Source organism: Candidatus Ozemobacteraceae bacterium, assembly GCA_035373905.1.
Lineage (GTDB): Bacteria > Muiribacteriota > Ozemobacteria > Ozemobacterales > Ozemobacteraceae > MWAR01.
Genome location: DAOSOK010000045.1, coordinates 24126 through 35323 on the forward strand (window position 1 = coordinate 24126; position 11198 = coordinate 35323).

Sequence of the window (11198 nt, forward strand, 5' to 3'; positions counted from 1 at the left end):
GGCTGCAATCCATGATGCGAAGAGGAAGAGCGGGGGTGCTCGCGTTCGCCCTGCTGACAATGTTCTCCGGGCCGGTGTTCGCTCTTTCGGCCGACGAGGTTGCCTCGAGGTTCTTTCCGGTCCCGTCGGCGGCGCCCGCTCTGCCCCGGTTGTCCCTGCCGCCGCTTCCGACGCCCGATGACGGCAGCCCCGGCGATGTCGACAGACACAATGAAGGCGTCCGATACAACAACGACGGAATCCGGGCCCTGGAGGAAGGAAGAATAGATGAAGCTATTCAACTCCTTCGGCGCGCGACAGAAGTCGATCCGCATGAAAAGGGAGCCTGGAACAACCTGGTTCTCGCCCTCCAGCGTGACGGATCGCGCCCCCGGGAACTGTACGAGGCGGCGCTCCAGTTGATGGCCCGGGACGACCGGGATTTCCACGCGCCGTATACCGCTGGCGTCACCCTGCTCGACAAGCTCAAGCAGCCGCGCGAGGCGATTCCCTTCCTGGAAGAGGCTCACAGGCGCAATGTGAACGATCCCGGCCTCGCCGTCGCCCTCGCGCAGGCCTGGGAAAAAGCCGGGTTCCCCGACCGGGCGCTGGAGATCCTGAAGCCGGCGGCGCCCCTGGTCAGGGACGACCCGTATCCCCAGTATCTCCTGGGGAACCTTCTGCTGGCGAAGCGCGATTACGTGCCGGCCATTCGGGCTTACCAGTCGGTGCTCGATCGCGACGGAGAGGGATTCGTCCACGACGCCTGGCTTCGGGCCAGGTATTACGCCGGCCAGCTCGACGGCCTCGCCGAGGCCATCGACGCCGCATTGCGCCGCTTTCCCGGCATCATGAACCGCCAGGTGCTGGAGCGGATCGCGTTTTCCCTCGGCGACCGGCGATACCGGCTGGTCGAGACCGTCAACGTCCAGGTCGGCGACCCGACGGCGCTGCAGAAACTCGATTTCATCATCCGGCTGCCTCCGCAGATCGCCGGCTTTCAGAAGGTGCTGCTGGAGAAGGTCTCCGTTGTATCGGACGGCCGGGAGTCGGATGTCGCCCCGTCGGCCCCGGACGCGGACGGCCGGGTCCGCATCAAGGGCGTCGAAGGCATCAGAAACGGGCTCGTGAAATTAAAATTAGTATATGATATTGAACGACGGGCGTGGCTGGGAAGCCGGGGCCCGTTCCAACCGGTTTCAGAGCCCGACATGGATGAATTGAAGCGCGACGAACGCCTCTCGCTCGAGAACGCCGGGCTGGACGCGCTCGACAGGCGACTGCGCCGCGAGGACGGCAATTTCCTCCAGAACGCCTACCTCGCGATCGGCCGCGGCCTGACCTACCGGGAGAACTTCGAAGAGCACGGCGTCGACTGGGCGCTGGCGAACCCTGACGCCTGCGATTGCACCGAGTTCTCCTGGCTCCTCGCGGCCCTCTGCATCCGCCGGGGGCTCCCCGCCCGCGTGGTGACCGGTTTCCTCGTGAAACCCGATCTCATCGGCAAAGAGACCAACATCGGCCACGCATGGGTGGACGTATATTTCAAAGGCAAAGGCTGGGTCCCCGCCGACCCGACCCTCGGCACCACCATGCACTGGGCCTACTTCGGCAACCTGCTCTCCGACCAGATCGTCTTCGACTATTTCGAACCCTCCCGCAAATCCCGCGTCAGCATCGACTTCACCTCGACCCGCGCCACCATGCCCGTCACTATCACCAACACCTATCTCATCACCCTCCGCTCCTGATCTTGAAGTTTCGAATCCTTGATGCTACCATCGCCCAATGGAGCATGAGACCGTGAACAGGTGGGAAAGCTGTCCTTTCTCGGCGAGAGGCTGGATTTGGTTGGCGTTGTTTCTTATCGTTGGTGCTGTTCCGCTTTGCATGTATCTCCGGATTGTTCCGATCAGTGCTGACGTTCAGGAATTTTGGACGGGGCAGACCGAAACGTTCGATTTCTTTTCCTTTTATCGTGCCAGATGGACCGTATTATTGGCGGCGGTCGGGCTGTTCGGATTCCTGAATCTGGAAAGATCCCAAAGCCGATCGGGATACTCATTCCTCCTCGGGATATATGCATTTTTCATCGTTGCTTCAACGGCTTTTTCGGAGCGCCCCTGGCAGGCAGTGGATGGAGCTCCGGGGCGGTATGAAGGGACTGCGGTGCTTCTTGCCTACGTGATCATTGCCTATTTAGCCTTGAGTCAGGCCAGATGCCCGACCTTTTCCAGAAAACTGCTCGGTGCAACGCTTGCAGGTGGTTTGATTGTCTGTCTCGTCGGACTGGCTCAATTTCTCAATCACGACCCTTTCAGGACGCTGCAGGGAAAACATCTCGTGATGCCTGCAAGTGCGCACAACCAGGTGAAATCTCTCGAATTCAACGTGACGAACGGCTTTATTTACGGAACGTTGCCGAATCCTAATTATACTGGAAGTTATATAACTATTATTATGGCTATTACGTTCGGTGGCGTTTGGCTTGGAAGAGGTAAGTGGCGATGGACATTGCTGCCTCTGCATTTTCTCGCTTATATCAATTGGTTTGGATGTCGATCGAGAGCCGGACTGCTTGGTGGGGGACTGGCGATCATATTTTTATTGCTCATGGGCAGGAGCCGTTGGCGGGAAAATCTGAAGTTGGCAGGAATATTGTTTCTTTCATACGTCACCATATTCTTTTGGATGGATTATATAAGTCTTAAAACACCCAATTCACATCGGTTATTGGATAATTTCTTCAGCAGACCATCCCATCGAATGCCAATTGCGAATGATTTCAAAGATCTTATTCTGGCAACAGACTCGTTTGATCTTGTCTATTCCGGCAGTCTGATGCATTGTGACTACAAGAAAGGAAATTTTGAATTTCGGAATCAGGCGGGAAACGTCGTAACCTATGAATTAGACGGGCAACAGGCGAAGTTTCCGAAAAATGAGTTTTTTGGATTTACCGTTGCAATTGCGACCGAATCAAAAGTGGTCCAGATCACCAGGCTTGAGAACACCATCAGTCTCATTCACACGAAACAGGGCTTCATGTTCATTGATGACAGAATGCGTCCAGTACGATTCAGAAAAGTTCCAAAATACGGTTTTGAGGGTCGAGAGCAGTGGGGGACGATGAGAGGGTTTGCTTGGTCGAGAAGCCTTCCGCTCATGTGGGATGCTTTGCTTATGGGATACGGCCCCGACATGTTTCTCTTTCATTTTCCTCAGGATGATTATCTCGAGAAACTCAGGGCTGGAATCCCGCTGTTTATGCGATTCGACAAGCCGCATAACATGTTTCTCCAGATCGGTATCAATACGGGGGGACTTTCTCTTCTTGCCGTGCTGATACTGTTTGGAAAATATCTGTTGCAGTCGGTGCTTATATTCTGGCGTGCCCGTTTTGAAGACGCTCATGAAATATATGGGGTGTGCATTGCCGCCGCTATCGGCGGTTACCTTGCGGCAGGTATGTTCAACGACAGCTCCCTGTCGGTGGCCCCGGTTTTCTGGGCGCTTCTGGGAGCGGGGATTGGCATCAACATGAAGCTTGCAGAACGAACGTCCGCAGTTGTCGGACAACCGCTCGTATCAGGCGATTCCGTAGAATAGCGCGCTCGATCAGTTGCATGAACTTCAGCAACATGATGCAAGTCGGCTCGCCAGATATTCCAGAAACACGGTCGAATCGTGTTTGTGGTCTCCTGTCATGCGCCCTGAAAGAATATACTCGTTTCTATATGACTTTTCCCAGATATCGGTGATTTCCTTGAAAGAGGCGAAAGCCGCGTTATACCGGACGTACAATTCGGAAAAAACGGCTTCGTCTGTTTTATCAAGTTCCCAACGCTCCGGGCAGATGCACCCGTCCGTGTGTTCCGCTTTTCCGGAACAGAATGTAACGGGGTAACAACGGCACATCCCGGGGCGGGCATCATGTATCCCGCAAGCAGCATGGGGAGTCGACCTGCGAAAAAAAACGCAGGCTCCGTTTTCCCTTTTTATACAGACGATGAAACGCCCTTCGCCGGTCAACCGGAACGAGAAATACCCGTATTCCTCAATCGTCGGTGAGAGGGGTTCCAACGTGCACCAGTCATCGAGAGGCGTGCTGAGAAACGCTGCAAGTCGTTGTATATCGACGCCATTTATCGGCACGATATAGGTACGGCAGCATCTTGCATCGCATCGGTCGCATGGAATCGATTTCATCCTCCGTCTCCTTCAGATGCTGCGTATATCCTCATTTTCGGCATGACCGAATGACACAGATGACTGTGGTGGAACATCGGAGATATCCGGAGGACATCTGTGCCATTCGAGACGCGTTTCGTTTCCCCTTAAACCCAGCAAGAGGCCCTGGTGGCCTGGAAGAGGATGGCGAGTTTCAGGGCTCGCGAGAAGTCGATTTCCTTCAGGTCTTTGGTTTTGCCTTCGACGTCGACGGACTCGACGACGAGGGTGTCGGCGTTGAGAACCGCCTTGACCGGGCCGGCGTGGTACTGGAGTTTGCCCTTGCCGGCGGTGAGCGACTCGGCGAAACCGCCGAACTTCGCGTGCAGGGTGTCGCCGTCCCACAGGTAGCCGTCATTCTCGTGCTCGAAGCTGTTGGCGGTCAGGTAGAACTTGGGCTTGTCCTTGTAGGGGGCGCCGCTGGTCGGGCAGAAGGTCGTGCAGTTGCCGCACTCGTTGCAGAAATCGCCGATGTTGAGCACCTGCGGCTCCTGGCCGAGGCGGAACGTCTCGAGGGTCTCGATCTTCCAGCCATTGTTCTTGCGCACCGCGTGCTGTTTCTGGAAGTCGCCGGGCTTCACCCGGTAGCTCCGGTTCGCTCGATTCGGGCAGACGCTGACGCAGACGTTGCAGACGTCGTCGCAGTTGAGGCAGCGGCGGGCCTCCTCGCGCACTTCGTTGTCGGTGAGGCTCCGGATGACGACGTTGAAGTTGATGCGCTCGGAGACGGGGATCTCGGGCAGCTTCAGGCCGTGCACCCGCCGTGCCGACTTCTGCTGGAACTGGGCCGGCGTCAGGTTCTTGTCTACCTTGCCAGACAGCTCGGGAAGCGGCCGGCCGGCTTTCGCGAGAATGTTCATGGCTGCCTGTCTGCCGTCGGCGACGGCCTTGACGATCGTCGCCGCGCCGCGCACCAGGTCGCCGCCCGCGAACACCTTGTCGAGCTTCGTCATGCCGGTTCCCGGATCGATCTTCAGCTCTTCGGGCTTCATGAAGTCGATCACGATGTCCTGGCTGATCGCCGGTATGATCGTGTCGAAGGGCAATTCTTCAATAGCTCCTGGTATCTTTTCCGGCTTCGCGCGGCCGTCGGGACCCTTCGCGCCGAGCCGCATCTTCTGCACTTTCAGGGCGGACACCTTACCGTCGCGCGTCAGAACGGCCTCGGGGGCGCACAGCTCGAGAATCTCGATCTTCTCGTCGAGCAGCGCTTCGATCTCTTCCCGGTCGGCGGGCATCTCGGCGCGGGTGCGGCGGTAAACCAGCGTGACCGAGCCGGACGGCCCGACGAGGCGCAGCGCCGTGCGGGCCGCATCCATCGCGGAGTTGCCACCGCCGATGACGGCGACGCGCGGGCCGATCGACACCGGCTTGTTGCGGCGCACGTCGGACAGAAGTTTCAGACAGTCGATGACTCCGGCCGCATCCTCGCCGGGGATACCCATCTTCTTTGCAGCCTGGGCGCCGACGGCGACGTAGATGAAGTCGTTCTCGTTGCGGAGCGCGGCGAACCGGTCGCGGGTGATGGCTGTCTCGTAACAGATCTTCACGCCGAGGCTCTGGATCGCCTGGACATCCTTCATGATCGCATCGGCCGTCAGCCGGAACGCCGGAATCGCGTCGCTGACCATGCCGCCCGCGAACGCCTTCGTTTCGTAGACCGTGACAGCGAACCCTTCGAGTGCCAGGAAGTAGGCACAGGCCAGCCCCGACGGGCCAGCGCCGATGACCGCCGCCTTCATACCATTCGCCTTCGCGGGCTTCGGCATGGGCGAGTCGGGATTCTTCTCGGCAATGAACCGCTTCACTTCGCGGATCAGCAGCGACGAATCGTAGTTCATGCGGGTGCACTTGTGCTGGCACTGATGATCGCAGACCATGCCAAGCACGTTCGGGAATGGGTTCGTGCGCCGGATGACCTCGTAGGCTTTGCGATACTCGCCGAGCGATGCGTAATACAGATAGTTCGGGATATCCTGGCTCGCCGGGCAGGTGGTGATGCAGGGAGCCCGCACGCAGTCGAACTCGGGAAGCGGCCGCGCCGTCTTGACCGATTCGCCCGTTTTGCTGTTCTGATGATAGGCGGAAAGCGTCGACGCGGTGCCGGCGTATTTGCGCAGGTTCGTAAGCGCCGCGCGCTTCACGTCGCCGTCGAGCCGTCCGGAACGCCGGAGAATAAATGACTCTATAGAATCGGCGTGTTCGTCGCGCATGCGCGCCGCCAGTTCCTGGAGATACTGGAGCTGGCGGGCATAGCCGCCCGGCTTGAGCAGGTCGGAGCAGACGGTGACGGGCCTGATGCCGCAGGAGATCAGGTGGGGCAGATTGAAGCAGTCGGCGCCGGCCGAGAAGCTCAGGTCGAGCTCGCCGTCGAACTCGTTCTGCAGCTTCGCCGCGACGCGGATGCTGATCGGGTGAAGGGCGCGTCCGCTCATGTACATCATCTTCTCGTTGGGTGGGAAGACATTCTTGTGGTTCACGCTCTCGAGCGTGTTGGTGAGTTTCAGCGAGAACTGGGTCTTCATCTCGGCCGAGGCGGCGCGCAGGTTTCTGATCAGCTTCACGGCGTCGGGGTATTTGAGGTCGTGGCCGAACGCCTCGTCGGGCACGTTGGTCGCGAAGCCGAGCACGTCGTTGAGGATATGGCGCAGTTCGGCCGGCCCGAGCAGGGTGGGGTTCAGCTTGATCGTCGTATGGTAGCCACGCTCCTTCACGAGATACATGCCGATCTTCTCGATCTCGTCGGGCGGACAGCCGTGCATCGTTGACAGCGTGATGTTGTCCGACATGCAGTCGGGAATGTCGAGGTCGCGGATCGCGGGGTAGAGCTTCGCGACGGCGGCGATCTTGGCTTCCTTTTCCGCGCGGGCGTTTGCCATGCGGTCGAGGAACCGCTGAACGTTGGGTTTCCTGATGCCTTCGAGATTGTAGCCGACGCTCATGTTGAAGATGAAGCCGCGGCCGCGCTTCACGTCGCGGCCGAGCTTGTGATTAAGCATGTGGAGGAGGATCCAGGCGTTGAGATACTCGTCGAACGAATCGTCGAGCTTCATCTCCTGAGACCATTCGCAGTTGTAGCCTTCGTCCTGTGCGTCGATGCAGGGCTTGGAGACGTTCAGCTCGTCGAGCGTCTGGATCGTCTTCAGCTCGAGATACCGACTGCCGCACAGCCACGCCGCGATCAGGTTCTGCGCCATCTGCGTGTGCGGGCCCGCCGCGACGCCGATCGGCGACTCCATAGGCGTGCCGAACCGGGTCATGGTGAACGGATCGCCCTCGGCGGGCGTGAAAAAAAGGCTTTCATGAATGCCGAAAATCTCTTTGCGCTCATCGTATTCGCGCAGGATCCAATCGGCGAGACGCTCGATCGAAACACGTGCAAACTCTTTCGACATGGGAAACAGGGCTCCTTGCCTTGAAATGAGAACTCTCTTCGCCGGGCATTTTATCACATTTTTTCGGCACGCGACGCTTGACGATCCGTGCCCGGCCGATGTTGAATACGCAAAACCTTCGTTTGTTTACGGAAGAAAGGGTGGATCGATGGCTGTTCTCCGTCTGCTCGACCGGGCGGCATATATGCTGTTGATTGCGGTAGCCATCAGCCGGTCTGCTTCTTTTGGTGCCTGGATACTTGCAGCGCTGATAGCAGTGTTGATCATGTTCCGCTGGCACTGGGCTTCCGAGGTGGCATGGTTGCCGGACCGGCTTCTTCTCTCCCTTCCCCTCTTCTGGGCAATGGAGCGAATTGGGAATGTATTGTTGCTTGAGTTGCCGGTTGCGCCCCTGTTCGGGGGAATGATCGTGTTGTCGCTGGTCATCCTGGCATCATCACGAACACCCGAAACAAAAGAACGAATATCGCCTGAGCTCGAGTGGGGAATCCTGCTGGCCTTGATATTTCAGTTGGGAATTTCCATCGCGCTTTGTTATCTGACGGATCAATACCCGTCTGAAGATTTTCTCAAACTGCTCTGGCTGACGGCCGCCTTTTTTGGCGCCGTGCCGATAAGCTATGCCGTCTTTTCGATCGGCTCTGAAGCCGGAGCGCTATTTCCCGGGGCAAAATCCCGATAGGCATTGGTGAGAAGGCCAATCGAGAAAAAGGCCAGCATCGCCACCTCTTCGTCCCCAAAACTATATTCGGTCAGCCCCGAACCAAGGAATGCCACGATGACGGGAAACGCCGCTTCAGCCATTCCGCGCTCCCAGAGCGGCAGATCGCTCGAGGCCACCATCAAACACCACCGGCTGATTGCGGCCCAGAACCAGAAAAAAGCCACGAGGCCGAACATCCCCGTCATTGTCAGGATCTGAAGAAACGTGTTGTGAAGATGCCCGTAAACCCAGTTCTTTTCACGCTCGGCAGGGGTCACGCGGCTTCGGTAATGGGGTTTGACATTGTTCATACCGACCCCGAACACCGGATGTTCCGCGAGAATAGTCAGCCCGATACTCCAAATACGCAGACGGATGTTATTCAGTCCATCGGGTGTCGCCGCAGAGGTGTCGAATGCGTCCTGCCGATTGGTCATTGACCGCGTAAGAAACGCGAGACTGCTGATGCTCAACACAGTGACGCAAAGAATTACTGCAAGAGCCTTGGGGTTGCGCCGAAACATGCTCAACAGACCCAAGACGAGTCCAATAACCGCTCCACGGGTGAAGGCCGCGAAAAAACCAAAAATTTGCATGACAAAGGCCCCCCAAAGAAACCACCGGATTTTGGTAGATTCTTGGGGAATCACCAACCATCGGAGAGTGATGACGATGAAGATCATCTGACATTCGGCAAATGTCAGAGGCAAGGAAAAAAATCCTGTTGTTCTTTCCCAGGCGCCATGCAAAAAGAGAGTTTTCAGCGGTCCGGCGACAGCGGCCACAGCTCCGGCGCCTACGAGACAACCGATAACGATTCTGCGCATGCTGCTGGTTAATACGGCTCCGAAACTAGTACTGAAGACGAGGATGATCAGAATTTTGCGCATTTCGGCAAAGGCTTTGTATGAATCCGACGCCTGTGGGAGGGATAATAGACAGGCGAGAGCAAAGCCGAAATAGGCATGCTCAAATCCGGCCCATGGAACTGGCTCGGAATTTCTGAATAGGCTTCGGAACAGCCCTAGAAAAGCGAGCCCAAGACAAATTTGGGAGAGCGAAATAGAAAATCCCGCTGTCAGAGCGTATCCGATGAGACCATAGGTGGTGAGGGGGTGGCCGGAAGTCGTTTTCACGAAGCGCGATCATACCTTGAAATTTCTAACTTGTCCATCGATATCACCTGCAGAAAAAGGCTTGAACGCAGATCTTGCGTGGAACATTGAATATTCTGTTCCTGACTGATAGTATCTTCAACCATCCTTGGAGAAAGCACCTGAGTTGCGGTGATATGCACACCCCTCGTGGCGAATGAACGATGAATACATACGGTTCCTTCAAACTTGTCCAGATTACGACTGTCCCTATGACCCTGGGCTTTTTTACTGGCCATGTCAGATATATGAAGGAACGCGGAGTCGAAACGGAAGCCATTTCCTCACCGGGACCGGAACTTGACCGTTTTGCCGGACTCACAGGAATTGCCTGCCATCCGATTCCGATAGATCGCCGCCTGGCACCTGCAAACGATGTGATTTCTCTCTTCCGGTTATACCGCCTGTTGAAAGAGCTGCGACCGGATATCGTCCATTCTCACACCCCCAAGGCCGGTCTGCTTGGAACGCTCGCAGCCAGGATGGCTGGTGTGAAATGCAGGGTGCTGTCGGTTTTCGGCCTTCCGCAAATGACAAAGTCGGGAGCGCTGAAGACCTTGCTTGATATGACGACGCGCTTGTCGTGCAAATGTGCGGACCTCGTTTGGTGTGACAGCCCCTCGATGAGAGAATACATGATACATCAACATCTATGTCGCGCCGGCAAGGTTGTCGTGCTTGGACATGGAAGTGTCGGTGGAGTAGATGCCGCCCGGAAATTCAATCCGGATACATACGGGGAAGAAGTGCGACGTGAGATACGATTTCGGTATGGCATCCCTGAAGGCGCACCGGTCATAGGATTTATCGGGAGAGTCGTTGCTGACAAAGGCATGAATGAGTTTGCCCACGTCTGGCGTATACTCAGGAAGGAATTTCCCGAGATGCACCTCCTGCTTGTGGGAATTTTCGAGCCATCTGATCCGTTGAAACGCGAGAATGAGGAGATGCTGCGAAATGACCCCCGTGTGCATTTGACGGGATGGTGTCATGATATTCCACAACATCTGTCGATCCTGGATCTTCTCATCAATCCTTCCTATCGGGAAGGATTTGGGGTGGTTCATCTGGAAGCCGCAGCGATGGGGATTCCGGTGCTGGCTACACAAATCCCAGGCTGCATAGATTCCGTTCAAGACGGTGTCACAGGCATTCTCGTTCCTCCTCGGGATGTCACGGCATTGGAAAATGCCTTGCGTCGTTATGTCGGCGATGCTTCTTTACGACTTCGGCACGGGACTGCAGGAAGAATTCGTGTACAAAACCTTTTCCGCCCTGAATCGATTTCGGAGGCGCTCCTTACGACATACAGACGCCTGCTTGCAAAGCACAGGGGGCCGGGATATTGTTGATGACCCTTCAAGGGTAAATGGCTCACAAGCCAAGCGTCGGTTCGTATGACATCGCCACCTTTCTGGGAAAGTGACGGAATTTCATGGATAAAAAGCTTCGCATCTTCATTGCCGGTCATCGTGGGATGGTTGGCTCTGCGTTGGTACGTCTCTTTCAGCGAGAAGGCTTTTCTGACCTCATTCTAGCCCGGAAAAGCGAGTTGGATCTTCGAGATCAGGTTTCAACCGAGCAGTTCTTCTCGCGAACGGTTCCGGATATCGTGATTCTCGCTGCTGCAAAAGTCGGCGGAATCAAGGCCAACATGACCATGCCAGGCGAGTTTCTGTATGATAATCTGATGATTCAGAATAATGTCATTCATCAGTGTGTCGCGAAAAAGGTGCG

At 56.5% G+C, this 11198-nt stretch carries 7 protein-coding genes; 5 read left to right on the forward strand and 2 right to left on the reverse strand.

Annotated features, from left to right (window positions below; genetic code table 11):
• Nucleotides 1-11 precede the first annotated feature (11 nt).
• Nucleotides 12-1730: a transglutaminase domain-containing protein gene (locus tag PLU72_17685; GenBank protein HOT30012.1), complete on the forward strand. Its 1719-nt coding sequence runs from the start codon at nucleotides 12-14 to the stop codon at nucleotides 1728-1730.
• Between the two features lie 52 nt (nucleotides 1731-1782).
• Nucleotides 1783-3588, forward strand: a complete 1806-nt coding sequence (locus PLU72_17690) for an O-antigen ligase family protein (GenBank protein ID HOT30013.1) — start codon at nucleotides 1783-1785, stop codon at nucleotides 3586-3588.
• 728 nt (nucleotides 3589-4316) lie between these two features.
• Here the strand turns inward: PLU72_17690 and ygfK are convergent.
• The gene (gene ygfK, locus PLU72_17695) at nucleotides 4317-7604 is read right to left on the reverse strand and encodes a putative selenate reductase subunit YgfK (protein ID HOT30014.1); all 3288 of its coding nucleotides are present in this window, start codon (nucleotides 7602-7604) and stop codon (nucleotides 4317-4319) included.
• 148 nt (nucleotides 7605-7752) lie between these two features.
• Between ygfK and PLU72_17700 the strand changes: the two genes are divergently transcribed.
• Nucleotides 7753-8286 (forward strand): hypothetical protein, encoded by a 534-nt coding sequence (locus tag PLU72_17700; protein HOT30015.1) that lies wholly within the window; start codon nucleotides 7753-7755, stop codon nucleotides 8284-8286.
• On the opposite strand, the gene PLU72_17705 is transcribed toward PLU72_17700, so the two are convergent.
• Entirely contained in the window at nucleotides 8223-9443 is a 1221-nt protein-coding gene (locus PLU72_17705) for an O-antigen ligase family protein (GenBank protein ID HOT30016.1), read from the reverse strand. The genes PLU72_17700 and PLU72_17705 overlap by 64 nt on opposite strands.
• A 182-nt stretch (nucleotides 9444-9625) precedes the next feature.
• On the opposite strand from PLU72_17705, the gene PLU72_17710 reads away from it, so the two are divergent.
• Nucleotides 9626-10813: a glycosyltransferase family 4 protein gene (locus tag PLU72_17710; GenBank protein HOT30017.1), complete on the forward strand. Its 1188-nt coding sequence runs from the start codon at nucleotides 9626-9628 to the stop codon at nucleotides 10811-10813.
• An 83-nt stretch (nucleotides 10814-10896) separates the two neighbouring features.
• The coding region (locus PLU72_17715) for an NAD-dependent epimerase/dehydratase family protein (protein ID HOT30018.1) at nucleotides 10897-11198 on the forward strand (302 nt) is incomplete at its 3' end.